Here is a 24,978-nt window from a genome sequence, read left to right as displayed (position 1 = left end):
CCACCCGCACCGTTCATGAACTCTATGAACGCAAACGTGACCTCCGTCACCTCCGGGCCCATAGTCAGAGCGGCCCATCCCCCGGGGCCACCAGGACTGCACGGCAAGGGAGCCGCAGATGTCGATCACCGGAGCCGCCACGGCGGCAGGACCCAGACGCAAGGACCGGACCCACTACCTCTACATCGCCGTGATCGCCGCGGTGGTCGCGGGTGTGGTGGTCGGCCTGGCCGCCCCCGGTTTCGCCGTGGAGCTGAAGCCGGTCGGTACAGGCTTCGTCAACCTGATCAAGATGATGATCAGCCCGGTGATCTTCTGCACCATCGTCCTGGGCATCGGCTCGGTGACCAAGGCCGCCAAGGTCGGCAAGGTCGGCGGCCTCGCCATCGGCTACTTCCTCGCCATGTCGACCGTCGCGCTGGGCATCGGCATGGTCGTCGGCAACCTGCTGGAGCCCGGCGGCGGCCTGCACCTGACCGCCGCGCTCGCCAAGTCCGGCCACGCCCAGGCGGCCGCCGGCGGCGCCCAGTCGACCACCGACTTCCTGCTCGGGATGATCCCCGAGACCCTGTTCTCGGCCCTCACCCAGGGCAAGGTGCTCCAGACCCTGCTGGTCGCCCTGCTCGCCGGCTTCGCCCTCCAGGCGATGGGCACGGCCGGCGCGCCGGTCCTGCGCGGGATCGAGCACCTGCAGCGGCTGGTCTTCCGGATCATGTCGATGATCATGTGGGTTGCGCCGATCGGCGCCTTCGGGGCCATGGCCGCCGTGGTCGGAGCCACCGGCACCGCCGCGCTGAAGAGCCTGGCCGTCATCATGATCGGCTTCTACGTCACCTGCGTGCTGTTCGTCGTCGTGGTGCTGGGCACGCTGCTGCGCCTGGTCGCCGGGGTCAACGTGTTCTCGCTGCTGAAGTACCTCGGCCGCGAGTTCCTGCTGATCCTCTCCACCTCCTCCTCCGAGAGCGCGCTGCCCCGCCTGATCGCCAAGATGGAGCACCTGGGCGTCAGCCGCCCGGTCGTCGGCATCACCGTGCCGACCGGCTACAGCTTCAACCTCGACGGCACCGCCATCTACCTGACCATGGCCTCGATCTTCATCTCCGAGGCGATGGACAAGCCGATGTCGCTCGGCGAGCAGCTCTCGCTGCTGGTCTTCATGGTGATCGCGAGCAAGGGCGCGGCCGGGGTCACCGGGGCCGGACTGGCCACCCTCGCGGGCGGGCTGCAGTCGCACAAGCCCGCGCTGGTGGACGGGGTCGGCCTGATCGTCGGCATCGACCGCTTCATGTCGGAGGCCCGCGCCCTCACCAACTTCGCGGGCAACGCCGTCGCGACCGTCCTGATCGGGCACTGGACCGGCGAGCTCGACACCGAGCGCTCCCGGCGGGTGCTGGCCGGCGAGCTGCCGTTCGACGAGCAGACGCTGGTCGACGTCCACGGCGCGCCCGCCGGCCCGGCCACCGCGGCGGACGGCTCGACGGCTGCCGCCCCCGAGGCCGTTCCCGCCCAGGGCGCCGCTCCCGCCGGCGTCTGAGCCCGGCAGCGGCCCTCGCACTCCCCCGGCCCGGCGCCTCCACCAACCCCGGAAACGGCGCCGGACCGGGGTTTCTTCTTCCCCGGACCGGGGGTTGTGTCTTCCCCGGACCGGGGGTTTCGTCTTCCCCGAGCCGGGGCCTCGTCGTTCCCGGGCCGGCCGGTCAGCCCTGACGGGCCTCGCGACTCGCTCGTCACAGCTCCTGCGAGCCGCTGACCACCCAGGCCACCCCGCTGGCCGGATCCTCCAGCGCGACGTGCAGATGGTGCAGCCCGGCCGACGGCTCCTGCCAGGTGAAGCAGCGCATCCGGGCCACCAGCGCGTTCACCTCGGCGCGGTCCACTCCGCGCGTCCCGGTCGTCCCGGCTGCCCTTTCCCGAGTGCCTGCCCCGTCCGCCCCGTCGGCCGTGTCCGCCCCGTCCGCACCGTCCGCCCTGTCCGCACCGTCCATCGCAGCCATCTCGGCCAACGCCCGCCACAGCGCCAGCCGCCCGTGCGCGCAGCCCTGATCCCGCCCCACGGCGGCGGCCCGCACCAGCGCCGGATAGGCGAGCGGGAACGGCAGGTACCCGCCGATCACCCGATGGTCGCGGGCGAGCAGGGCGGCCGCCGCCGGGGCCGGACCGCGGACGCAGGCCGTCGCCGCCCACGGCGCGAGTGCCCCCAGTCCGGCCAGCGCCCGGGTGACCCGCGGCCCGTCCGGGCGTCCGGCCGACTCCTCCGCCGGCGGCAGTTCCACCTCACCCAGGCCCTCCCGGCTGGCAGGCAGGGTCAGCAGCGCGCAGCGCGCACCCCCGCCGGGCAGGTACTCGCGTACCCGGGCCGCCTCGTCCCAGCCCGACGCCTCCCACGGCTCCAGGCGCAACGGCACGCCCTCGGGGTCGGACTCGGGACCGTACGGCCCGGGGCCGCACGACTCGGACCGGTGCGACTCGGACTGGTGCGACTCGGACCGGTCCAGCTCGGACCCGTGCGAGAGGTCCTCGCCGAGCAGTGCCCGGGTGTGCGCGACCAGCCGTCGCACCGGGGCCGGGCCCAGCAGCGGGGCCAGCCGCGACCAGGAGTGCCTGGTCGCCAGCACCTCCCAGAGCGGGCCGGCGTCGTGGTCGGCCACCCCGGCCGCCGTCCCCGCGCCGCCGTCCCCGTCGAACAGCCGGACGGCCAGCTCGGGCGGCGCCGCGTAGGCGATCAGGTGGCCGAGCGGTGCCGTCAGCACGGCCGCGGCCTCCTCACCGGCCTCGGCCACGGCGGCCGCCCGGCCCTGCCGGTAGGCGGCGAGCAACTCGGGCCAGCGGCCGTCCTCGGCCAGTGCGCGCAGGCGGCCGTCCTCGTACGTGATCACGATTCGCAGGGTACGGGCCGGGGCGCCGCATCAGTTTGACTTGCCGTCAGCCCGGTGCGTCGGAGCGGCGATCGCACACCCATCCCGACCCCCTCGGCCGCGCCCGCGGTCACGCCCGCGGGCGCGTTCCCGGTCGCGCTCCCGGTCGCGTTCCTGCTGGAGGATCGCGCGCAGTCGGCCGTGGGCGCGGCGCCGGGTGACAGCGAGCGTACTGCGGTGCAGCCCGAGCAGTTCGGCGGCCTCGTCGATGCTGTAGCCGTCGATGTCCACCAGCACCACCGCGCGGGCCTGCTTGACCGTCAGTAAGCCCAACAGGCGCAGCACCTCCCAGCGCGCCTGCGACTCGGCCATCCCGCCGGCCCAGGAGTCGGCGGCGCTCCGGTCCCGCTCGCCGACGTCGCCCGCCTCCGGCACCTCGGGCATCGGCACCCGCCGACGCTCCCGGCGCCACTGGTCGCGCAGGATGTTCACCATCGTGGTGAACGCGTAGGCGTACGGCTGCGGATGACCGAGGAAGCGCTCCGGCCGGCGGGCGATCCGGAGGTACGCGTCGTGGACGACGTCTCCCGCTCCGATCGGGCCGCCGGCGAGGGAGGCCGCCGCCTGCTGGAGCCTGGGCAGCAGATCCGTGAACACCCGGTTGAACTCTGCCGATTGACCACTACTCACGCCCGGGGCGCAGTCCGCTTCCCGTCCGCCGCCCGCATTCCGACCACTGCAATCCGCCATGCCGCTCTCCCCGGAAATCGGCACCCCGAGCACCAGGCCGGCCTTGGCGACGGAGCACCGTAGGCCAACCGGATGACTTGTGACACAGGTCACATCATAGTTCGTCGTTTCACTGTGCGCAGTCAATCGTGTGCAACATGTCACCGGCCGCGCGGGAGGCGGGAGTTCACCTCCCGGCAGACTCCGGGCGGGCGGGGCGCCCCGCCCGACGAGAACCCCTCGGCAAGGAGAACCACCGTGCGAGGCTGCATCGCCAGGAAGTTCGCCATGTTCGGACTGGCGGCCACGGCCGCCCTCGGCGCACTCGGGACCACCACCCCGCCGGCCGCCGCGGCGACGGTCCGGATCCAGACCACGCCCCCCGACGCCATCCCGGCCTGGAACACCGTCGCGACCGACACCTACCGCTGCGTCATCACCGGCAACTACGGCTGGCGCTGGGAGGGCCGCTGCAACGTCTACTCCGGACGGCTGCGCACCATCACGTACTGCGCCGACGGCTCGTACAGCACCGGCCTGTGGATCGGCGCACGACCGGAGGCCTGGGCGGTCTGGGGCAACTGCCCCGGGTCCACCTGGACGCGGGTCGTGTTCCAGTGGCACAGCTGAACCGCTGACGCCCTCGGCGGAACGGCCGGAGCACCCCCGACCGAACGCGGACGACCGATCGACCGACCGCCGACGACCACCGCCGACGACCACCGCCGACAATCGACGGCGGACGATCGACGGCGGACAAATGACGGATAACAGATGACAGCTGACAGATTTCGAAATCTGTCAGCTGTCATCTGCCATCCGTCCGCCGCACGCTGTCCGCCCGTCGGTACTCGGCCCGCCCGCCCGCCTCAGCCCACCGGTGAGGCGTCCGCGAGCAGCCTGGCGGCGTGCACCCGGCCCGCGTGCTCGACCAGGTTGATCAGCACCTCCTTGCCCGAGGCCCGGTGGCGCGCGTCGCACAGCAGCACGGGTGTGCCCGCGTCCAGGTCCAGTGCGCGGGCGACCTCCTCCGGACCGAACTCCCGTGTCCCGGCGAAACGGTTCACCGCGACCACGAAGGGAATTCCCCGGTGTTCGAAGAAGTCGACGGCCGGGAAGCAGTCCGTCAGCCGGCGGGTGTCGGCGAGCACCACCGCACCGAGCGCCCCCTGGGCCAGCTCGTCCCAGAGGAACCAGAACCGGTCCTGCCCCGGGGTGCCGAACAGGTAGACCGCCAGCCCCTCGCGGATGGTGATCCGGCCGAAGTCCATCGCCACCGTGGTGGTGGACTTCCGCTCCACGCCGTCCAGGTCGTCCACCTCGCGCCCGGCCTCGGTCAGCCGTTCCTCGGTCCGCAGCGGCCGGATCTCACTGACCGCGCCGACCAGTGTCGTCTTCCCCACCCCGAATCCCCCCGCCACCAGGATCTTGAGCGCGAGCACCGTGCCGTCGGGATCCTCGGCGTCGAGCGGATCCGGTCCGTCGAACGGATCCGGCCTGTCGAACGGATCCGGCCCGTCGTACGGCGCGGGCGGCGCGGACGGGGCTGCCGACGCGGACGGGGCGGGCGGGTGGTCAGAGTGCGCGGAGTCCACGGATGACCTCCTGGAGGATGCGCTCGTCGGGGAGCAGGGCGGGCGGGACGGGGCGGCGGACCCGGATGAGCCCGGCCGCCAGCAGGTCGCCGAGCAGTACCCGCACGACGCCCACCGGCAGGTCGAGGTCGGCGGCCAGCTCGGCCACGGACAGCGGGGTCCCCCGGCACAGCGCGAGGATCCGCGCCTGTTCGGGGCCGACCGGCGGCTCGGGCGCGTCCGGCACGAGCACCGGGTCGGGCAACTCGGTGACCACCACGGCGATCAGGTCGAACTGCTGCTCCCCGGCCCCGGTGCGCCCCCGGGTCATCGCGTACGGGCGGACCACCGGCCCGGCGTCGTCGTCGTACCAGCGGGACCGGTGGGTGGCGGCGAGCGGATTGCGGGAGTGCCCGTCGGGTTCGGCCCTCGGGTGCTCCGGATGTCGCCCCCGGTACGGGCGGGGCACCGGACTCACCGGCCGCCCACCGCCCGCGGCGGGGTGCTCAGGTGCTCGCCGACCCGGCGGACCAGCCTGGCCATCTCGTAGGCGATCAGGCCGAGGTCGGCCCGGGCGGTGGCGAACACGGCGAGGCAGGTGCCCTCCCCGGCTGCCGCGACCAGCAGGTACCCGCCCTCCAACTCGACCATGGTCTGGCGGACTTCACCCGCGCCGAAGTGTCGGCCGGCGCCCTTGGCCAGGCTGTGGAAGCCGGAGGCGACGGCCGCCAGATGCTCCCCGTCCTCGCGGGCCAGGCCGGCCGAGGTGCCCATGGCCAGGCCGTCGGCGGAGAGCATCACGGCGAAGCGGAGTTCGGGGGCGCGCTGGACCAGCTCGTCGAGGAGCCAGTTCAGCTCCCCCGCGCGGTGGGTGGTGGCGATCACGGACGCTCTCCTTCGGTTCGGAACGGGTGTCGGGGGTGGCGTGCCGGCGGCGGCTGCGGAGGGTCGGCGGGTTGCCCGTCCGGCCGGCCCTCCGGGTACAGGCCGCGCGCCCATCCGCTCTGGAAGGCGGACATCGCCGCCCGCGCCTCCTCGGGGCTGCGGCCCGCGGCGCCAAGGCCGTCGCCGGCTCCGGGATCGGCCGAGGAGGCGGCAGCCGTACGGCGGCCGCGCGCGGTCGGGCGGGCCGGGGCCTCGCGCAGCTGCGGCGCGAGGCTCGCCTGCCGGGTCCGGCGCGGCAGCTCGGCGGGGCCCGGGTCGGCTGGGTGACCGTCCGGTACGTGGCCGCTCGCAGGTCGGGCCTCCGGTCGCCGGGCCTCCGGTCGGTGATCGTCGAGTCGGTGATCGTCCGGCCGGTGGCCGCCCGGTCGGTGGCCGCCCGGTCGGTGGCGCTCCGGTCGCTGGCCGCCCGGTCGTTGGCCACCCGGCCGCCGGTCCTCCGGCCTGGCGTCGCCCGCGCCGCCGGGCCCGCGCGCCGGTTCGGCCTGGGGTTCCGTACGGTACGGCTCCGCGCCATACGGCTGCGGCGGTCCGGACCGCGGACGGGCGGTCGCACCCGTACCCCCGCCCGCAGCCGGACCCGCCACCCGGGCGCCGTCGGCCCGGAAGGGGGTGCGGCGCACCGGCCCCGGGTCACTGCCCCGGACACCGAACGCCAGCAGAGCCCCACCCTCCGGCGGTGGCCCACCCACCGCCGGAAACCCGTCGCCGGTCCTGCCCTGCGGGTGCTCCCGACGCCTCGGGCCGCCGATCGGGCCGCCGCTCGGGCCGCCGCTCGACGCGTTGCCCATGGCGCTGCCCGGATCGCCCGTCGCCCCCTCCCCGCGGGCGTGCACCGCCGTGAACTCCCGCTCCGGGAGACCGGTTTGTACCCACTCGGCAGGCAGCGACCCCACCGGCGCCTCCCCGGCCGCCGCACCGCCCGGTGCCGCTGCGGACGGCAGGGGCGCCACCGGCTCGACGTCGTGTCGCACGTCCCCCGCCTCCATCGCCTCCGGCTCCATCGTCTCCGCCGCCATCGCCTCCGCCGCCGCCTCGTCGGCCAGCAGCGTGGTCGGCAGCAGGACCACCGCGGTGGTGCCGCCGTACGCGGAGGTCACCAGCGAGACCTTGACGTCCTGCCGCCGGGCGAGCCGGCTGACCACGAACAGGCCGAGCCGGTCGCTGTCGAAGAGGTCGCTCTGCTCGACGGCGGCGATCCGGCGGTTGGCCGAGGCCAGCACCTCCGGGCCCATGCCGAGGCCGCGGTCCTCGATCTCCAACGCGAAGCCGTTGCCGACCCGTTCGCCCCGGATGTGCACCCGAGTGTGCGGCGGGGAGAACCCGGTGGCGTTCTCGACCAGTTCGGCCACCAGGTGGGTGAGGTCCGCGACGGCGTGGCCGACCACGGCCGCGCGCGGCAGCGGGTGGACCTCGACCCGGGCGTACTCCTCGACCTCCGAGACGGCCGCGCGCACCACGTCCACCAGCGGGACAGGTCGGCGCCAGCCACGGCCGGGAGCCGCCCCGGAGAGGATGATCAGGCCCTCGGCGTGGCGGCGCATCCGAGTGGTGAGGTGGTCCAGCCGGAACAGGTCGGCCAGCTCGGACGGGTCGTCGGTACGGCGCTCCATCGCGTCCAGCAGGGTGAGTTGGCGGTGCACCAGGACCTGGCTGCGGCGCGCGAGGTTGACGAACACCCCGGAGACACCGGAGAGCACCTCGGCCCGCTCGACTGCCGCTGTGACGGCAGCCCGCTGGACGGTGCCCAGCGCCCGGTGCACCTGGCCGATCTCATCGTCCCGCCCCACCGGCCGGGGCGCCTCGGCCTCGATGTCCACCTCCTCGCCCGCGCGCAACTTCCGCATGGTCTCCGGGAGTTTGCGCCCGGCCAGCTCAAGTGCCGAATTGCGCAGGCCGATCAGCTCGGTGACCAGGCCGCGACCGATCTGCACCGAGATCACCAGCGAGGCCACCACGCCGACCAGGCCGAGCAGCACGGCCATCCCGGCCGGGGTGAACAGGCCCAGGGCATAGGGGTCCTGGCGCTCGGCGGCGACCCGTCCGGCCCGGTCCTCGACGGTCCGCAGGGCGCCGGCCACATTGCCCGCGACCATCGCCCAGCGGTCGGCCGGCACCGCGGCGACCGCGGTCCGCCCGTCGGCGGCCGTCCGCACCCTGTCCTCGTACCCGGCCAGCTCGCGGTGGTCCTGGCCACCGGTGACGGCGAGCAGCGACTCCCGGTCGGCGGGGCGCAGGTCGGCGGCGGCACCCCGCTCGAACTCCCGCCGGGCGAAGGCCGCGCCGGAGAACTCCCGCAGCTGGTCGTCAGCGAGCCCGCCGGACAACTGGGCGGCGCGCAGCAGCGAGTCCTCGCGGGCGAGCAGCTCACGGGAGCGAGCCAGCTCCAGCAGCACCCGGGCGTCGGCGGCCACCTGGCGGTCCTGGAAGGGCGCGACGGCGCCGGCGGCGGCGAGCGCCCGGTCCACCGCCTCGCCGTACACGGCGTACGCCTCGGGCCAGCCGACGCTCCTGGCCAGGACCCGGTCGCGCAGGACGGGCAGGGCAGCGAGCGAGCTGCCGAGGGCGTCCAGCCTGGCCGCCGCCTCGCCGCCCAGTCCCTGGGCGTCGGCGCGGTTGTAGCCCCGGTCGGGGCGGTGGGCGTCCGGGAACAGCGGGGTGAGCGCCCGGTCGGTGGCCGCCGCCGCCTCGCGCAGGGCGCTCTCCCGGACGGCGGTGGGGGCCGGCGCCGGGGCCGCCAGCAGCTGACCGACAGCGGTGCGTTCGGCCTGCAGCCCGGCGACGGTCTCGGCGATGGGGGTGAGCAGCGTGCGCTGGGCGTCGCGCTGGCGCATCAGGCCCCAGACGCCCTGGGCGGTGGTGACGGTGGCGAACCCCCACAGCGCGATGACGGAGACGACCGGGACCATCAGCAGCGCGATGATCCGGGCGCGGACGCTCCGGGGGCGCAGCCCGCGCAGCCACGGGCCGGGGCGCGGCGGACGGGCGGGCGGCCCGGCATGGGCACCCCGGCGGGTACCGGGGGCGGTACCGCGGTCTTCTCGCATGGGTGAGGAGCCTTTCGGGCGGGGAGAGCGGGAAAACGGAAAAGCGGGAAAGCGGAGGGCGTGCGGCTCATGCGGCTTGGAAGACGCGCCGCGGCGGATGCGCAGCTCAGGCGGCGCGCTGCCCGGCCCCCGCCTCGGCCGGGGCGGGCCCATGCGAGGCTGGCCCGTGCGGGGCCGGCCCGGGGTGCGGGGGCTCGCCGGGGTGCTCGCCGATGGACGGCTCGCCGGCCGCCCGGTAGCCGGCCCGCTCCTGGGCGGTCGGCGAGAGCGCCACGAAGGCGGAGGCGAGGAAGAGGAAGGAGCCGAGGCCGACGGCGAGCGGGAAGACGAACTCCATCGGGCTGACTCCGCCGAGCTCCGTGCGGGTCGGCTCCAGCCGGACATGGACGGCGGCCATGCCGGTGTAGTGCATGCAGCTGACGGCGAGGCCCATGGCCATCGCGGCGGCCGCGGCCGCGTACACGTTGCGGATGGTGACGGCGGACCAGAGCGCGGCGGTGGCGGCACCGACGGCGACCAGTACGGAGAGCGCGACCGTTCCGGGGTCGTAGTGCAGTCCGCCGTGCATCCGGAGGGCGGCCATGCCCAGGTAGTGCATCGCGGCGACGCCGAGGCCGGTGGTGACGCCGCCGGAGAGCAGGGAGAGGCCGCGGTGCCGGCCGTAGCAGACCACGGTCAGGCCGAGGCCGGTGACCAGCACCGCGACCACGAGGCTGAGGAGGGTCAGCGGCACGTTGTAGCGCAGCTCGGTGCCGTCGACGGTGAAGCCGAACATGGCGACGAAGTGCATGGTCCAGATGCCGGAGCCGATCGCGGCGGCGGCCGTGACCAGCCAGTTCCGCCGGGCCGGGCCGCTCGCGGTGAGGCCGCGCAGCGTGCAGCGCAGCCCGAGGGCGGCGCCGGCGCAGGCCATCAGGTACGAGAGGGCGGGGGTCAGCCAGCCGAGGCTGAGATTGTTGAGGGTGCCCATGGGACCTCCGGTCGACCGGTCGGGCCCGGGGGCGGTACGCGGTGCGCCCGGGCTCCCCTGGCCGGGCGGTCTGCACCTGAATGGCATATGCCAGCCGCATGTGCGCTTCCGGTCCGGGGTGCGTGGGACGCTACCGAGAGGCCGGAATCGGTCAGACAAAGATCTGAAAAGCTGCCCGTGACACACGGGCGGTGTGTTCGAATGGCCCGGTCGTGTACCCAGCGGACGGTCGACGAGCGCGCGGCGGGCGACGTACGGACGACAGCGGACAATCGACAGCGGACAGCGGACAGATAACAGAGTTTGAAATCTGTCATCCGTCCGCTGAACCCTGTCGGCTGTCAGCTGTCGCCTGCCAGCTGTCTCCCGCCTACCGCAAGCCGCCCGTCAGTCGCCCGGCGTCACCCGGATCCGCATCGGGCTCGCCGCCCGCAGCGTGATCCCCTGCGCCAGCGCCACCCGCCGGTCCACCGCCTCCAGCTCGAAGTCCCGCAGCAGCACCCCCAGGGCCAACACGGCCTCCAGCATCGAGAAGTGCTGACCGATGCAGGCCCGCGGCCCACCGCCGAACGGGAACCAGGCGTACCGGTGCCGCGCCCGCTCCGCCTCCGGCAGGAAGCGGTCCGGGTCGAACCGCTCCGGCTCCTCCCAGTGGTCCGGGTGCCGGTGGGTGACCAGCGGCGCGACGACCACCTGCGCCCCCGCCGGGATAACGTACCCGTCGATGACGGTCTCCTCGACCGCCCGCCGCCCGCCCAGGGCCGCCGACGGATAGAGGCGCATCGCCTCCTTCAACACCCGGGTGATGTACGGCAGCGCGTCCAGGTCCGCCGCCGTCGGCGCCCGCCCGGCCAGGACGGTCCGCGCCTCCTCCCGGGCGAGCCGCCGCTGTTCGGGGTGGATCGCCAGCAGGTGCAGCGCGAAGGCCAGCGCGGTGGCCGTGGTCTCGTGCCCGGCGAGCAGGAACACCAGGACCTGGTCGCGGAGTTCGGCCGGGTCGAGCCGCGCGCCGTCGTCGTCGCGGGCCCGCCCGAGCAGGGTGAGCAGGTCGTCCGCGGCCTCGTCGTCGCCGCGCGCGGCCCGTTCGGCGATGATCCGGTCGCAGACCCCGTACAGCGCCCGCTGGGCCTCGGTGCCGCGCCGGTTGGCCGGGGTCGGCCAGGTGCGCGGAAGGCGGACCGGGGCGTAGCCGCGTTCCTTCACGTACTCGCCGAGCACCGGGAAGCTGTGGTGCACCACCGCGATCGCCTCCTCCACGTCGGCGCCGAAGAGGATGCGCGCGACCGCCCGCAGCGCGAACCGGGACGTCTCCTCCGCCGCGTCCACCACCCCGTCGGGCGCCGCCCGCCAGCGCTCGACGAGCGACTGCGCCTCCTGCGCCAGCGCGTCCGCGTAGCCGTCCACCCGGCGCCGCGTGAACAGCGGCTGTATCATCCGCCGTTGACGCTGGTAGTCGGCGTCCTGGCTGGTCAGCAGGCCGTTGCCGACGCTGGTGCGCAGTTCGTCGTAGAAGGAGCTCTCCTTGCGGAAGTTCGCCGCGTCGCCGGCCAGCACCTGGCGGACGCCCTCCGGCGAGAACACCCCGTAGAAGTCGGCCCGCAGCCCGGGCGGCCCGGCCTGGAAACGCACCACGTCGCCGTGTTCGCGGTGGGCCGCGAGGTAGCTGCGCAGCGGGCGACGGGTGAGGTCGAACAGCGATCCGACCAGACGGTTCCCGGACGGTACGGGTATCGCGGAGGTGGGGGCGGGCACGGGCCCGGGGGCGCGCACGGGGATGACGTCGGTGGCCATCGGCACTCCTTCTGTACAGGGATGCGCCCGCCGTCTCTCCCGACGGGCAGTCAGCACCGAGAGGAGCCGCGCCCGGATCCGCCCGACCGGGCTGATCCGCCCGGTCGGATCCGGACCCGTCTCACTCGTATTCGGTGCCCCCCTTGCGGGTCAGGTAAGCGTCACTGACCACTTTGGCGATCGCCCGCCCGCCGAGCACCGGGCTCCACCGCTCGGTGACCGGCCGCACCACCACGCCCTCCCGCAGGTGCAGTTGACGTCCGGAAACGGTCTCCTTGCCCCGGGCGAACGCCAGCACGGTCTCCGGGTCGAACGGCCCGCGCCACAGTTCCGGAGCCAACGGCAGCTCACCGTCCAGGAGTTCGACCGACGACAGCCAGTTCAGCTGTCCGTCGATCAGGGCCGACACGTCGAAGGCCGCGTAGCCGGGGCGCTCGGTGCGCGCCGAGGCGCCGTAGCCCAGGTCCTGCACCCCCTCGCCGAAGACCTCGCCGAAGATGCCGACCCGCTCGGCCCCGAGGCGCTCGGCCAGCCGCGCCGCCACCTCCGGGATGCCGTACGCCCGCACCGCCCGCCAGTACAGGTTGCGCTCGTCCTCGGCCAGCGCCAGCCCCTGCGCGCCGATGCCCTTGGAGGACACCTGCACCTCGCCGGTGGCGGCGAAGTACGTGACCAGGCAGCAACTGCCGTGCAGCTTCTCGGTCAGCACCACGGGCTCGCCCGGCGCGAAGGCGTCGGGGTAGCGCTTGAGGTTCTCGATGTCCACCCAGGGCAGCAGGTCCGGCGCGCTGACCACGTCGCCGCTCATCGACGTCGGCACCGGCGGCTGCCACTTGACGATCCCGAGCAGCTCGGCGAAGTCCTCGCCGCGCTCGGCCGCGGCGGCCAGGTCGGAGCCGGCGAGCGCGGCGGGCCGGCAGACGATGCCCTGGGACAGCTCGCCGCGCAGCCGTACCGCCTTCACCCGGTTCGCCCGGGCGCCGGCCAGCTTGCCGGTCAGCCCCAGCTCGTCGATCAACCCCTCGGGGAGGACGGCCTGTTCGGGGATGTAGACGGCGTGGTCCCCGGTCCGGTAGGCGCCCTTCGCGACCACCGCGCGGTAGAGGCCGACCTGGGCGAGCTCCAGAGCATCGGCGTTCGGGTGCTCCAGGATGACCAGCTTCTCGGCGGTGACGCGCAGCGTGGACACGGACGGACTCCTCCCCTTGGTTCGGCCGCGGCGGCGCCTCTGACCGCCTCCGGCCGCATGTACGGACAGCGACCACTGTGGCCGTCCGGCCTTCCACGGCGCGACACAATTTCCGCGCGCCCCTTCCGGCGCACGCACGCCGAGGACGCACGCCGAGCACGCACGCACGCCGGGCACTCACGCCGGGCATTCACGATCCCGGACGCGCCGTTCCGCGGCAGCCCGAGGGCCGCCACCCGGCTGTCACCGGCCGCCACCCGCCGCCATCGGCCTGCGCCATGCGAACCGACAGGGGGTTCATTGCTCGCATCTGCGGCACTATGATCGCCGTAATGGCCGCACCTGCGACCAGGACTCCGCGCCCCTTCCGGCGCGCACCCTGGAGGGGAAGCACCGATGAGCACCCGCACGCCGACCACCCGCAGGCTCGCCGTCGCCACCGCCGCGGCCCTCGCCGTCGCCCTCGGGGTCACCGCCTGCGGCAGCGGCGGCGGCTCGTCCTCCGGTTCCGCGGCCTCCTCGAGCACCTCCCCGAACGCCGCCGCGGACGCGGGCGGTGCGGGCGGCGGCGTCCCGAAGGCCTCCGGCACCGTCACGGTCTTCGCCGCCGCCTCGCTCAAGGAGACCTTCACCGAGCTCGGCAGGAAGTTCGAGGCCGCCAACCCGGGCAGCAAGGTCACCTTCAACTTCGGCGGCAGCTCCAGCCTCGCCACCAGTATCAACTCCGGTGCCCCGGCTGACGTGTTCGCCGCCGCCAGCCCCGCCACCATGAAGACCGTGAGCGACGCGGGCGGTGCGAGCGGACAGCCCACGACCTTCGTGCGGAACACCCTCACCATCGCCGTCCCCAAGGGCAACCCCAAGCACGTCGCGGGCCTCAAGGACCTCACCGCCTCCGGCGTGAAGGTCGCCCTGTGCGCGAAGGAGGTGCCGTGCGGCGCCGCCGCCCAGACCGCGCTCAAGGCCGCCGGCGTCGACCTCACCCCGGTCACCCTGGAGCAGGACGTCAAGGGCGCGCTCACCAAGGTCGAACTCGGCGAGGTCGACGCGTCCCTGGTGTACCGGACCGACGTGCAGGCCGATGCTGCGAAGATCGACGGCGTGGACTTCCCCGAAGCCGACAAGGCCGTGAACGACTACCCGATCGCCGCGCTCGCCAAGGCACCGAACAAGAACGGCGCCGCCGCCTTCGTCGCGTACGTCCGGACGCCCGAGGCCAGGCAGGTGCTGACCGCGGCGGGCTTCCAGGCGCCGTGAACGACCGCACTGCCGGCTCCGGGGCGAACAGCCGCCCGGGCCGGGACCAGCAGGCCCGCACCGTCGGCGGCGACCCGGCAGGACCCGCGCAGGCCCTGCCGGGCGCCCACCCGCGAAGCCGCCGCCCCCGAAGCCGTCCGCGAAGCCGGCCGCGGAGTCGCCCCCGAAGCCGGCCCCACAGCCGTCGCCCGCGCACGCAGCGCGTCCCTGTCGCACTGCTGCTCCCGGCTCTGCTCGGACTGGCCTTCCTGACCCTGCCACTGGCCGGCCTGCTGATCCGGGCGCCCTGGAGCAGCCTGTCCGAGCAGCTCACCAGCGCCGCGGTCTGGGAGGCGCTGCGCCTGTCGTTGATCAGCGCGACCGCGGCCACCGCAGTGTCGCTGGTCCTCGGCGTCCCGCTGGCCTGGCTGCTCGCCCGCACCGAGCTGCCCGGCCGACGGGTGATCCGGGCGCTGGTCACCCTGCCGCTGGTGCTGCCGCCGGTGGTCGGAGGCGTGGCACTGCTGCTGGTGCTCGGGCGGCGCGGCATCGTCGGCTCCTGGCTGGACTCGGCCTTCGGCATCACCCTGCCGTTCACCACCACCGGGGTCGTGATCGCCGAGGCGTTCGTGGCGATGCCGTTCCTGGTGATCAGCGTCGAGGGCGCGCTGCGGGCCGCCGATCCCCGCTACGAGGAGGCCGCCGCGACCCTGGGCGCCTCCCGACTGACCGCGTTCCGGCGGGTCACCCTGCCGTTGATCGCCCCGGGGATCGCCGCCGGGGCCGTCCTCGCCTGGGCCCGGGCGCTCGGCGAGTTCGGCGCGACGATCACCTTCGCGGGCAACTTCCCGGGCCGCACCCAGACCATGCCGCTGGCCGTCTACCTGGCCATGGAGTCCGACCCCCAGGCGGCGATCGCGCTGTCGCTGGTGCTGCTGGTGGTCTCCGTGGCCGTCCTGGTCGGCCTGCGCGACCGCTGGCTGTCGACGCCGTGACTTCGCCCGCACCGGAGACACCGCCCGCACCGGAGACACTGGCCACACCGGAACACTTCGAACGCCCTGGACACTTCCAACGCCCTGGACACTCCGGACACCTGGACGCCGCACCGATGAGCACCGCCAGCCGCCCCGGCCCCGCCCTGGACGCCCGTCTGAGGGTCGAGCGTCCCGGGTTCGCCCTCGACCTCGACCTCACCGCCGCCCCCGTCGAGGTGGTGGCGCTGCTCGGCCCCAACGGCGCCGGCAAGTCCACCGCCCTGCGCGCCCTCGCCGGACTGCTCCCGCTCACCGGCGGCCACCTGCGCCTGGACGGTCACGTCCTGGAGGACCCTGCGCAACGCGCGTACACCCCCGCCGAGGAGCGGCCGGTCGGCGTGGTCTTCCAGGACTACCTGCTGTTCCCGCACCTCAGCGCGCTCGACAACGTCGCCTTCGGCCCGCGCTGCCAGGGCCGCCCCAAGCGCGAGGCGCGGGCCGAGGCGGCGGCCTGGCTGGAGCGGATGGGCTTGGCCGACCACGCCTCGGTCCGCCCCGGCCGGCTCTCCGGCGGCCAGGCCCAGCGGGTGGCGCTCGCCCGCGCCCTCGCCGTACGCCCCCGGCTGCTCCTGCTGGACGAGCCGCTGGCCGCCCTGGACGCCCGCACCCGGCTCGACGTACGGTCCCAGCTGCGGCGCCACCTGGCCGAGTTCGAGGCGGTGGCGGTGCTGGTGACGCACGACCCGCTGGACGCCATGGTGCTGGCCGACCGGCTCGTGGTGATCGAGGACGGGCGGGAGGTGCAGTCCGGCAGCCCGGCGGAGGTCGCCCGGCGTCCGCGCACCGACTACATCGCCCGGCTGGTCGGCCTGAACCTGTACCAGGGCCGGGCCGACGGCACCCGGGTCACGCTCCCGGACGGCACGGTCCTGGCCACCACCGAGGAGCTGGACGGCCCGGCCTTCGTGGCCTTCCCGCCCTCCGCCGTGACGCTGTACCGGGAGCGCCCACAGGCCAGCGCCCGCAACCTGTGGAAGGCCGAGGTCACCGGGCTGGACCTGCACGGCGACCAGGTCCGCGCCGAACTCGCCGGCGACCTGCCGCTGGCCGCCGACCTCACCCCGGCCGCCGTCGCGGAGCTGGAGCTGGCGCCCGGCGTCGCGGTCTGGGCCTCGGTCAAGGCGACCCAGACCCACGCCTACCCGGCCTGACGGCCCACCGCCGGAGCGGCACCGGCAGGAGCCCTCCGGCGGGGCCGCTCCGACGGGATCGAGCCGACGGGATCGAGCCGGCAGCGTCACTCCGCCGGTTCGACGAACCCCGACTCGTACGCCGCGATCACCGCCTGGGTGCGGTCCCGCGCGCCCAGCTTCGCCAGCACGCTGCTGACGTGCGTCTTCACCGTCTGTACGCCGAGGAACAGCTGCTCGGCGATCTCCCCGTTGCTGAGGCCGCGCGCGACCAGCCGCAGTACCTCCGCCTCGCGCTCGGTCAGCGCCGCCCGCTCCATGGCCGCCCGGGCGGTCGGATTGCCGTGCCCGGCCGCCAACCGGCGGATCGCGGCCGGGAACAGCAGCGACTCGCCCGCCGCCACCAGCCGCACCGCCTGGGCGATCTCGGCCGGGCGGGTGCGCTTGAGCAGGAAGCCGTCGGCGCCCGCGCGCAGCGCCTGGTAGACGTAGTCGTCGTTCTCGAAGGTGGTCACGACCAGGATCCTCGGAGGGCGCTCCCCCGGTGCGCCGGGGCGCAGCAGTTCCCGGGTGGCCGCCAGGCCGTCCAGTACCGGCATCCGGACGTCCATCAGCACCACGTGCGGGCGCAGCGCGCGGGCGAGGGCGACCGCTTCGGCACCGTCGGACGCCTCGCCGACCACCCGCAGGTCCCCCTGCGCCTCCAGGACGGCCCGCAGGCCGGCCCGGACCAGTTCCTCGTCGTCGGCGAGCAGGATGTCCGTCATCCCGGCGGCTCCTCCGGCCGCACCTCGGGTCACAAGATCGTTCGTCACGAGCCCAAGCGTAGGGGCAGCCGGACGGTCAGCACCCATCCCCCGTTCCCCTCCTGCGCCTCGGCCGCCCCCGGCCCCGTCCCCTGCACCGTCGCCGCTCCCGACCCCGTCCCCGGTGCCACTCCCCACGCCGGCCCCCGCGCCGGCCCCGCCGTCGCCTCCCCGCCGAGCAGGGTGGCACGCTCGCGGATGCCGCGCAGTCCCTTGCCGCCCTTGCGCGTTGCGCCCCTGCCCGCGCCGTAGGCCGCCGGCCGATCCGCCCCGGCCGGTGAACGACCGCTTCCGAGTGGCCGGTTGGCGCAGCGCAGCTCCAACTGGCCGTCCCGTACGGCGATCCGGATGTCGATCGGCTCGCCGGGCGCGTACTTGAGCGCGTTGGTGACTCCCTCCTGGACGATCCGGTACGACTCGCGGGAGAGCACTCCGGGCAGGGTGCCGGGAGGCACCTCGATCCGTGCCTCCACCGGGCTTCCGGCCGCCCGGGCGGTGTCGAACAGCGCGGGCAGCTGGTCGATCCCGGGCTGTTCGGTGGCCGCGCCGCTCGCTCCGGCCGCGCCGCTCGCCCCGGTCGGGGTCTCGCGCAGCAGCACGAGGGTGCGCTCGAGATCCTCCATGGCCTGTCGGCCGGTCTCCTCGATGACTTCGAGCGCCTTGGCGACGAACGCCGGATCCCCGACCTCGCGCGCCGCTCCCGCCTGGAGGACCGTCACCGTCAGGGCGTGGCCGATCGAGTCGTGCAGCTCCCTGGCCAACCGGTTGCGCTCCAGCAGCCGTTCGGCCCGCAGTTCCGCCTCGGCCAGGCGCTCCGCTGGCGACGGGCCCAACAGTCGCACCGCCATGGCGAGTTGGAGGCGCCCTGCGTACACCAGGAACCAGCCGAGGCCGAGTGCCGCCAACGGCGTGAACGGGAGGTACCAGAGGACGTCCGGACCGGTCAGCCGCTCGAAGGCCCCGGCGATTCCGAAGACCACCGGGAACCCGACCGCCGAACCGAGCGCGACCCGTCCGATCAGCCAGCCGGCCGTGCGCCGCCGGTCGGCCCAGGAGCGGGAGGGCTCGGTGGCGATGTCCTCCTCGCGGTCGGGCACCAGCAGCAGCCGGGCCTGCACCCCCTCGGCCCGGCGCGCCGCCGGGATGAGCGCGGCGAGCGCGAGCAGCACGACGTCCGTCGAGACGCTCGCGATCAGGATCTCGCCGACGCCCTTGTGGTACGTCCCCGGATAGACCATCAGCACGACGCCGGCGAAGATCCACCCGACCAGCAGGTGCAGCAGTCGTGCGTACGTGGCGCCGGCCACCAGGGGCGCGACGAGCCTCGGCACCGCGCTTCCCGGCGCAACGCTCCCGGACACCGCGCTCTTCAGCGCTGCGATCTTGGACATTGGGCCATCCTGTCAGGCCGTCCCGTGCCCCGGCTCCCGCGTCGGTCTCCGGCCGGCTCCCTCTCGGGAGGGAGGCGGCTCCCCGCCCCGGCGGGATCCGCCGCACCGGCCCGCTCCGGTCGAATGGAGCCACCGCCCGGGGCCGACCACAGCGAGCCCCGGCGGAGACCGACGACAAGGCGAGACGAGACGAGGGGAGCGGGCCGTGATCGAGATCCAGGGCCTCACCAAGGAGTACGACGGCCGGCGCGTCGTCGACGACCTGACCTTCGAGGTCCGGCCCGGCGTGGTGACCGGCTTCCTCGGCCCGAACGGCGCCGGCAAGAGCACCACCATGCGCCTGGTCCTCGGCCTCGACCGGCCGACCGCCGGACACGCCCTGGTCGGCGGCCGGCCGTACGTCGAACTCCCCGACCCGCTGCGGACGGTCGGAGCGCTGCTGGACGCCCAGGCGCTGCACGGCGGCCGGACCGCGCACGGCCACCTGCGCTGGCTCGCCGCGAGCAACGGCCTGCCGGCCCGCCGGGTCGACGAGGTGCTCGGCCGGGTCGGCCTGGCGGACGCCGCCGGACGGCGGATCCGGGGCTTCTCGCTCGGTATGCGCCAGCGCCTGGGGGTGGCCGCCGCGCTGCTCGGCGACCCGCCGGTCCTGCTGCTGGACGAGCCCGTGAACGGCCTGGACCCGGAGGGCATCCGCTGGATCCGCACCCTGCTGCGCGGCTTGGCCACCGAGGGCCGGGCGGTGCTGGTCTCCTCCCACCTGATGACCGAGATGGCTCTCACCGCCGACCACTTGGTGGTGATCGGGCGCGGCCGGCTGCTCGCCGACGCCGCCACCCCGGAGTTCATCGACCGCCACGGCCGGACCCGGACCAGGGTCCGCGCCGTCGACCCGACCAAGCTCGCCGCCCTGCTCGGCGACCCCGGCCACGGCCTCGACGCCACCGAAGTCGGCGACGGTGCCTGGGAGGTGAGCGGCGCCGAACCCGAGCGGATCGCCGCGCTCGCCGCCGCCGGCGGCGTGGTGCTGTACGAGATCGCCGTGCAACAGGACTCCCTGGAGGAGGCGTTCATGCGGATGACCGCCGACAGCGTCGAGTACCGCGCGGAGGCCGCCGCGTGAACACGCCCACCCCTGCCGGGACTTCTGCCACCGGCGCTCCTGCCACCGGGGCTCCTGCCGCCAACGCCCTGCGCGCCGAGTGGATCAAGCTCGCCACCCTCCGGTCGCTCTGGATCACGCCCCTGCTCGCCCTGGTGCTCACGGCGGGCGTCACCACCGCCATCGGCGCGGCCCTCGGCGACAAGGACCACAGCCTCACCGGCGACCCCGGCGTCGGCATCTTCTACGGCCTCAACTTCGGCCAGGCGGCACTGATCTGCTTCGGCATCCTGCTGATCGGCCAGGAGTTCAACACCCGCATGATCGACGTGTCGTTCACCGCCGTACCGAGGCGGGGCCGTTTGTACGGCGCCAAGCTCGCGCTCGGCGCACTGGTCGGACTCGCGGTCGGCGCCGTCGGGACGGCGGGCGCCTTCGCCGGGTACGCGGCCACCGTTCCCGCCGAATGGGACGGGCCCGCCTTCGTCCGCACCGCCGTGGCCGGGGTGCTCTACCAGACGCTGCTGGTGGTGCTCTGCCTCGGGACGGCCGCCCTGCTGGGCAATCTCACCGCCGCCATGGGGCTGCTGGTCCCGTCCCTCTTCCTGCTCTCACCGCTGCTCAGCGGTGTGCCCGGGTTGCGGAAGGTGGTTCAGTTCCTGCCCGACCGGGCCGGCCAGTACGCCCTGCGGTACGCCGACGACCCGGCGGTCGCCTACGGCCACTGGACCGGACTGCTGATCATGGCGCTCTGGACGGCCCTGGCGGCGTACGGCGGGCTGCGGGCACTGCGACGCACCAAGTGACCCCGAGCGAAAGGGACAGGGGAGATCGGACATGGGAAACCGGAGTTGGGAGCGACAATGAGCACGATGGCCGACGCCGTACGCGCCGAACGGGTCAAGTTCACCACCCTGCCCTCGCAGTGGGCGGCCCCGCTGGTCGCGCTCGCGCTGACCGTCGGGGTCACGACAGCCGTAAGCGCCGCCTACGGGGCGAAGGACCACACGCCCGGTGAGGACCCGGCCGGCGGGATCTTCTACGGGCTGCTGTTCGGCCACGTCGCGGTGGCCTGCCTCGGGATCCTGCTGATCGGGCAGGAGTTCAACACCCGCATGATCGGCACCTCACTCACCGCCGTCCCCCGGCGCGGTCGGCTGTACGGCGCCAAGCTCGCGCTCGGCGCCGCCTTGGGCCTGCTGCTCGGGCTGGCATCGACGGCGGGCTCGTTCCTGGCCGTCGGCACCACCGTCGGCCTGGACCTCTCCACCCCGGGCCTGGCCCGCAGTTTCCTGGCCGGGTTGCTGTACCACCCGATGATGGTCCTGCTCTGCCTCGGACTGACCGCGATGCTGGGCAACTTCAGCGCCGCACTCGGCCTGCTGACCCCGATGGTGTTCCTGGGCACCACCTGGCTGGCCGCCATCCCCGGCGTCCGCGAACTGGGCCAGTTCCTGCCCGACCGGGCCGGCCTGTACGCGACCCGCACCCAACCCGAGCCGGGCGTCCACTACGGCCACTGGACCGGACTGCTGATCATGGCGCTCTGGACGGCCCTGGCGGTCTACGGCGGGCTGCGGGCGATGCGGCGCTACGAGCGGAGCTGACGACCGACGAGGAACGGCGAACGGATGACAGCTGACAGATTTCGAAATCTGTCAGCTGTCAGCTGTCAGCTGTCATCCGTTATCCGTTCGCCGTCATCTGTTCTCGGAAGCGGCGACGGCCAGGCTCTCGGGGGTGAGCACGACGGCGCAGACGATGGCAACCGCACTGGCGGCCGTGCGAGACCGTCCGCCCGGCTGACTACAGCGGGGGCAGTTCGAAGGTCGGGGTTGCGTAATGCTTGTCCTTCACCTCGCACGCCAGGAGCACGTCGGCAAGGGCCAGCAGCTGGCGCATCCGGCCGATGGCCCGGTCGACCAGGTCCGGATGCCCCTTGAAGCCGGAGTCCAGGTCCATGATCATCTTCCGGTACGACTCGGTGAAGTCCTCGGCGGCCCGATGAGCCTTCGGGTAGTTCGCGTAGGCCGCCACCTTGGGGTCGGGCAGGATGTCCACCACCTCTTTTTCCGTCGGGACGTGAAAGCTGTCGCCAGTGGGGTGGAGCGGCTTGTCGCCCGGCTTGTAGTACTTTCCGGCGCTCAGCTCGTGGAACGTGAAGTAGTGCGACAGATCCCGGTTCGAGTCCAGGATTCCTCCGCCGTCCCCTTCGCCTTCCCAGATGACGTCCCACATCAGCGTCTCCGCGTCCTTGTGGTTCGCCACGGTGATGCAGTCCTGCCCGAAGTAGGCGTACTGGCGGTCAACGCGCCCGCCGTCCGGGAAGACCCTCTCCTCCCCGTACCGGTTGACGCACGCCTCCATGTGCTTCATGAGGACCTCGTAGAACTGACCGATCGTCTGCTTCTCACCCGGGGTGATCAGGGTGTCCCGCTGCGAGTCGAACGGGGGCGACGGCGGCAGCGCGGCTCTGAGTGCCTCCGGCAAGGTGGTCGCGGTGACATCGCCAGGGGACTCGATGCACATGCCCATGGCCAGGAAGGCCTTCCCGAAGGGCAGGAGCTGGATCGTCATGGGACCGGGGGCCTCGAAGTGGCGCGGATACGGGACGGTGGCGACCTTGAAGATCTCGGGTGTGCCGCCGGTGGCGATCAGGGTGTTCGCAGCGATCGACAGGTGCCGCATCTCGACGGTCACCACCTCCCTGATGAGCTTGGCCGCCGTGCTGCGCCGGTCCTTGATGGACCACCAGCCCGTCAGATAGGCGGGAATGGTGGAAAACTCGACCAGGCAGGCAGCCTGCAACATCTTGTGCAGGTTCGCGATGTCGTCCTCGACGGTCATGACGCAACCACCTCCGGCTTTCCGGTCTTGATCAGGTTCCGGTACATCGCCAGGACCTTGCGCTTGCCATCGGACAGATCCCTGGTGACGGGCATGTAGAGCGACGAGTGCACCATGTCGGGCGCGCACAGTTCCAGGATCTGGTCGATGTTCCGGTCGACCGCCGTCTTGTCCCCCAGGTCGAGCGCGGCGTACTGCTTCATGACCGGGAAGATCATGTCGTACAGGTAGAGCACCCGCTTGTAGACGAATTCCCAGGCAGCCTGCGGATCGTTGTTGTGCTTCTTGCAGTCCTGCTCGAACTCCCCGGGGAGTTTGTCGTCGAAGGGCAGCATCCGCACACAGCAGTAGAACGCCGAGACGGTGGACCAGGGCGATCCGACCCACGTCACCTTGTCCGGCGGAACGTCCGGACCCGACCCGCTGTAGTGGGGGAAGAAGGCGATGACCGGGAGGTTGGGGGTCATGCCGGGGCCGGTCACCGGCTTGAACTCGATCTCCGCGCGGCCGCCGGACACGGGCGTGACACTGGTGATGGCGAGGACGTCCGGCTTCGCCTTGACCCAGGTCACCGCGTTCTGCATGGGCGGTGCCGGGTCCGGCACGTACTGCTGGAGGAGCAGCCCGACCGCGCGGGTGGGAATCGCGCCCCGTTCCCTGACCTCGATGACGACCTTTCCTGTCCCGCTCTGGTTGACGTAGGTCGAGCGGGCGTCGGTCTGGGCCGTGAGCACCTTCTCCGTCAGCATCGTGATCTGCTCGGAGTTCGGCTTGCACCGAATGCCCAGGACGCCGGTGGCCAGGTCCGTATCGGTCACCTTGCTGTCGATCGACACGTCGATGATGCCGGAGGTCAGCTCGTAGCCGTTCCTGCCGTAGGTCTCGGGCTTGATCTCCGCCACGGTCTTGGGTGTGGCGACGCCGGGCACCTGGACGAACAGCTCCAGGGTGCCGAAGGAGGTCTCCTTCTCCCCGGCGGCGTCCGTCTCAGGAACGGTGGCTCCCAGGTCGAGGCTGACGTAGCGGGTGCCGCCGGTGGCCTTGTTGATCTCCGCCGCCGCCGGCCCGAACCAGGCGTCCACCTCCTCTCCGCTCTCCTTCTTCACCCTCATCGACTTCTCCGGCGCCAGGAACCGTCCGCCGGGCACCGTGATCAGCTCGGTGTCGTGCCACAGGCCGATCGTGCCGACCACCCGGGAAAGACAGGGATTGCGGCGCGGCGGCTTCCCCGAATCGAGATCCTGTTTCCACAGCAAGAGCAGTCGGGTGAACCGCTCCTCCTGTGACGTGCAGTCGGCGAACTCGGGCGCGGTGAAGTAGTGGGTCAGATAGACGGAATACCGCATCATGATCCCACTGGCCTTCCGGGCCTCCATTTCCTGCTTGAGCCTGTTCAACAGCGGCGATTTGTCCGAGGTGAACCGGAGGTTTTCCCGGCGCACGCAGGCCTGGACGACGGTGGCACCGACTCCGTCACGGAAGACGTCGTCCCGCAGGTTCAGATTGCGGCTGAAATTCATCCAGCGCGCGGGCAGCTGGACATCGTCGTCGAGGTCTCCGAAGAAGAATCCCTCGGGCTCCGTCCTGGTGCCGATCTGGATTCTCCTGGCGAAGAAGGAGGGGCTCCAGATCGAGTCCGGGTTGTTGTCCGCCATGGTCGCGTTGGTGTGGTAGGCGGCCCTCGGGAAGTGGTCGTCGCCGACCTGCTCGTCCATGGAGAGGTCGGCGATCGGGAACGAATCGCCGGCCACGTTGACGACGGCACCGAACAGCGGATCTCCCGAGGTCGACACCTGCGATCCGTACTCGGTCTGCCCTCCGGTCACCGTGGTGATGACGCCCTTGCCGTCGCGGGTGTGGCGGGGCTCCACGTGGAGCCACCAGTCGTTGGCGCCGTAGGCGCTCCATCCTGACGGCGGCTCCTTCGCAGGCTTCCCACCGCTCTCGCCCTGCTGCATGCTGAACGCCCAGGCCGGAAAGGTCTCCCTGAAGTTCTCCGGGGTGATCTGGAACTTCTTGAGATATTCCCAGTTCAGATCCGCCGTCCGGAAGTCGTACGTCGGAAACAGGCCATTGTTGTTCATGGTCGCCGGATTGAAGGTCATCTCACCGCGGAAGAAGACGCGCGGGACGGAGAGAACACTCACAGTACCTCCTGGGGAGTTGACGGACAACCCTGTGCGTATACCCTCGACCCCTGATCCACATCTCTCCTCGACCCGGATAGCCGCGGGCATTCACCCGGCATCAGCCATCCACCCACCCCCGCGATTCGGCCTGGGTTCCTTCGGGTGATTCTCGCTGCGTGGAGTGGCCGGACCGGCCGCCTACT

At 73.0% G+C, this 24,978-nt stretch carries 21 protein-coding genes; 8 read left to right on the top strand and 13 right to left on the bottom strand.

The annotated features are described in order from the left end of the window. The first annotated feature begins 118 nt into the window (after positions 1–118). Positions 119–1,534, top strand: a complete 1,416-nt coding sequence (locus tag ACZ5OX_RS19465) for a cation:dicarboxylate symporter family transporter (protein WP_465631342.1) — start codon at positions 119–121, stop codon at positions 1,532–1,534. Positions 1,535–1,727: 193 nt separating this feature from the next. Here the strand turns inward: ACZ5OX_RS19465 and ACZ5OX_RS19460 are convergent, their stop codons facing one another. Further along, positions 1,728–2,876 carry a hypothetical protein gene (locus ACZ5OX_RS19460; protein ID WP_465631340.1) on the bottom strand — a complete coding sequence of 383 codons (1,149 nt, stop codon included), beginning with the start codon at positions 2,874–2,876 and terminating at the stop codon, positions 1,728–1,730. Between the two features lie 30 nt (positions 2,877–2,906). Further along, positions 2,907–3,512 (bottom strand): RNA polymerase sigma factor, encoded by a 606-nt coding sequence (locus ACZ5OX_RS19455; RefSeq protein ID WP_465631338.1) that lies wholly within the window; start codon positions 3,510–3,512, stop codon positions 2,907–2,909. 330 nt (positions 3,513–3,842) lie between these two features. Here ACZ5OX_RS19455 and ACZ5OX_RS19450 point away from each other — a divergent pair, with 330 nt between their 5' ends. Further along, positions 3,843–4,214, top strand: a complete 372-nt coding sequence (locus ACZ5OX_RS19450) for a hypothetical protein (RefSeq protein ID WP_465631336.1) — start codon at positions 3,843–3,845, stop codon at positions 4,212–4,214. A 239-nt stretch (positions 4,215–4,453) separates the two neighbouring features. On the opposite strand, the gene ACZ5OX_RS19445 is transcribed toward ACZ5OX_RS19450, so the two are convergent. The 7 genes from ACZ5OX_RS19445 to ACZ5OX_RS19415 form a co-directional block, all read right to left on the bottom strand. Further along, on the bottom strand, positions 4,454–5,026 hold the full coding sequence (locus tag ACZ5OX_RS19445; RefSeq protein WP_449791667.1) for a GTP-binding protein: 573 nt from the start codon (positions 5,024–5,026) through the stop codon (positions 4,454–4,456). Between the two features lie 133 nt (positions 5,027–5,159). Beyond that, positions 5,160–5,507 carry a DUF742 domain-containing protein gene (locus tag ACZ5OX_RS19440; protein WP_392913937.1) on the bottom strand — a complete coding sequence of 116 codons (348 nt, stop codon included), beginning with the start codon at positions 5,505–5,507 and terminating at the stop codon, positions 5,160–5,162. A gap of 125 nt (positions 5,508–5,632) precedes the next feature. After that, positions 5,633–6,043 (bottom strand): roadblock/LC7 domain-containing protein, encoded by a 411-nt coding sequence (locus ACZ5OX_RS19435; RefSeq protein WP_465631334.1) that lies wholly within the window; start codon positions 6,041–6,043, stop codon positions 5,633–5,635. Further along, the gene (locus ACZ5OX_RS19430) at positions 6,040–9,147 is read right to left on the bottom strand and encodes a sensor histidine kinase (RefSeq protein ID WP_465631332.1); all 3,108 of its coding nucleotides are present in this window, start codon (positions 9,145–9,147) and stop codon (positions 6,040–6,042) included. Before ACZ5OX_RS19430 ends, ACZ5OX_RS19435 begins: the two co-directional genes overlap by 4 nt. Positions 9,148–9,253: 106 nt before the next feature. After that, positions 9,254–10,117 (bottom strand): MHYT domain-containing protein, encoded by an 864-nt coding sequence (locus ACZ5OX_RS19425; protein ID WP_465631330.1) that lies wholly within the window; start codon positions 10,115–10,117, stop codon positions 9,254–9,256. A 387-nt stretch (positions 10,118–10,504) separates the two neighbouring features. After that, positions 10,505–11,908 (bottom strand): cytochrome P450, encoded by a 1,404-nt coding sequence (locus ACZ5OX_RS19420; protein WP_465631328.1) that lies wholly within the window; start codon positions 11,906–11,908, stop codon positions 10,505–10,507. 121 nt (positions 11,909–12,029) lie between these two features. After that, positions 12,030–13,097 carry an RNA ligase (ATP) gene (locus tag ACZ5OX_RS19415; RefSeq protein ID WP_465631326.1) on the bottom strand — a complete coding sequence of 356 codons (1,068 nt, stop codon included), beginning with the start codon at positions 13,095–13,097 and terminating at the stop codon, positions 12,030–12,032. A 396-nt stretch (positions 13,098–13,493) separates the two neighbouring features. On the opposite strand from ACZ5OX_RS19415, the gene modA reads away from it, so the two are divergent. The 3 genes from modA (at position 13,494) to ACZ5OX_RS19400 (ending at position 16,521) form a co-directional block, all read left to right on the top strand. Next, positions 13,494–14,354, top strand: a complete 861-nt coding sequence (modA, locus tag ACZ5OX_RS19410) for a molybdate ABC transporter substrate-binding protein (RefSeq protein ID WP_465631324.1) — start codon at positions 13,494–13,496, stop codon at positions 14,352–14,354. Positions 14,355–14,449: 95 nt separating this feature from the next. Beyond that, positions 14,450–15,328, top strand: coding sequence for an ABC transporter permease (locus ACZ5OX_RS19405; protein WP_465631411.1), 879 nt, complete (start codon positions 14,450–14,452; stop codon positions 15,326–15,328). Positions 15,329–15,444: 116 nt separating this feature from the next. Further along, positions 15,445–16,521, top strand: a complete 1,077-nt coding sequence (locus ACZ5OX_RS19400) for an ABC transporter ATP-binding protein (protein WP_465631322.1) — start codon at positions 15,445–15,447, stop codon at positions 16,519–16,521. An 86-nt stretch (positions 16,522–16,607) separates the two neighbouring features. Here ACZ5OX_RS19400 and ACZ5OX_RS19395 read toward each other — a convergent pair whose 3' ends face one another. Next, on the bottom strand, positions 16,608–17,267 hold the full coding sequence (locus ACZ5OX_RS19395; RefSeq protein WP_392913935.1) for a response regulator: 660 nt from the start codon (positions 17,265–17,267) through the stop codon (positions 16,608–16,610). Between the two features lie 44 nt (positions 17,268–17,311). Further along, positions 17,312–18,697 carry a sensor histidine kinase gene (locus ACZ5OX_RS19390; protein ID WP_465631320.1) on the bottom strand — a complete coding sequence of 462 codons (1,386 nt, stop codon included), beginning with the start codon at positions 18,695–18,697 and terminating at the stop codon, positions 17,312–17,314. Positions 18,698–18,902: 205 nt separating this feature from the next. Between ACZ5OX_RS19390 and ACZ5OX_RS19385 the strand changes: the two genes are divergently transcribed. Genes ACZ5OX_RS19385 through ACZ5OX_RS19375 form a run of 3 tightly spaced genes read left to right on the top strand, consistent with a single transcriptional unit; the run spans position 18,903 to position 21,406 of the window. Beyond that, positions 18,903–19,820 (top strand): ATP-binding cassette domain-containing protein, encoded by a 918-nt coding sequence (locus ACZ5OX_RS19385; RefSeq protein WP_465631318.1) that lies wholly within the window; start codon positions 18,903–18,905, stop codon positions 19,818–19,820. Beyond that, a complete protein-coding gene (locus ACZ5OX_RS19380; protein ID WP_465631316.1) occupies positions 19,817–20,605 on the top strand; it encodes an ABC transporter permease in 789 nt (262 codons plus the stop codon). Before ACZ5OX_RS19385 ends, ACZ5OX_RS19380 begins: the two co-directional genes overlap by 4 nt. Positions 20,606–20,662: 57 nt before the next feature. After that, entirely contained in the window at positions 20,663–21,406 is a 744-nt protein-coding gene (locus tag ACZ5OX_RS19375; protein WP_465631315.1) for a hypothetical protein, read from the top strand. 199 nt (positions 21,407–21,605) lie between these two features. Here the strand turns inward: ACZ5OX_RS19375 and ACZ5OX_RS19370 are convergent, their stop codons facing one another. Continuing rightward, positions 21,606–22,646, bottom strand: a complete 1,041-nt coding sequence (locus ACZ5OX_RS19370) for a ferritin-like domain-containing protein (RefSeq protein ID WP_465631313.1) — start codon at positions 22,644–22,646, stop codon at positions 21,606–21,608. Continuing rightward, positions 22,643–24,751 (bottom strand): hypothetical protein, encoded by a 2,109-nt coding sequence (locus ACZ5OX_RS19365; RefSeq protein ID WP_465631311.1) that lies wholly within the window; start codon positions 24,749–24,751, stop codon positions 22,643–22,645. Before ACZ5OX_RS19365 ends, ACZ5OX_RS19370 begins: the two co-directional genes overlap by 4 nt. Positions 24,752–24,978: the final 227 nt, after the last annotated feature.

This window comes from Kitasatospora sp. NPDC032121 (assembly GCF_055580145.1).
This window is presented reverse-complemented; position numbering and strand designations above follow the sequence as displayed.

Bases quoted from the DNA above. Each gene is read 5' to 3' on its own strand.
- ACZ5OX_RS19365 (WP_465631311.1), bottom strand. From the start codon at position 24,751: ATGACCTTCAATCCGGCGACCATGAACAACAATGGCCTGTTTCCGACG.
- ACZ5OX_RS19420 (WP_465631328.1), bottom strand. From the start codon at position 11,908: ATGGCCACCGACGTCATCCCCGTGCGCGCCCCCGGGCCCGTGCCCGCC.
- ACZ5OX_RS19390 (WP_465631320.1), bottom strand. From the start codon at position 18,697: ATGTCCAAGATCGCAGCGCTGAAGAGCGCGGTGTCCGGGAGCGTTGCG.
- ACZ5OX_RS19395 (WP_392913935.1), bottom strand. From the start codon at position 17,267: ATGACGGACATCCTGCTCGCCGACGACGAGGAACTGGTCCGGGCCGGC.
- ACZ5OX_RS19375 (WP_465631315.1), top strand. From the start codon at position 20,663: ATGAGCACGATGGCCGACGCCGTACGCGCCGAACGGGTCAAGTTCACC.
- modA (WP_465631324.1), top strand. From the start codon at position 13,494: ATGAGCACCCGCACGCCGACCACCCGCAGGCTCGCCGTCGCCACCGCC.
- ACZ5OX_RS19425 (WP_465631330.1), bottom strand. From the start codon at position 10,117: ATGGGCACCCTCAACAATCTCAGCCTCGGCTGGCTGACCCCCGCCCTC.
- ACZ5OX_RS19465 (WP_465631342.1), top strand. From the start codon at position 119: ATGTCGATCACCGGAGCCGCCACGGCGGCAGGACCCAGACGCAAGGAC.
- ACZ5OX_RS19400 (WP_465631322.1), top strand. From the start codon at position 15,445: ATGAGCACCGCCAGCCGCCCCGGCCCCGCCCTGGACGCCCGTCTGAGG.
- ACZ5OX_RS19370 (WP_465631313.1), bottom strand. From the start codon at position 22,646: ATGACCGTCGAGGACGACATCGCGAACCTGCACAAGATGTTGCAGGCT.
- ACZ5OX_RS19430 (WP_465631332.1), bottom strand. From the start codon at position 9,147: ATGCGAGAAGACCGCGGTACCGCCCCCGGTACCCGCCGGGGTGCCCAT.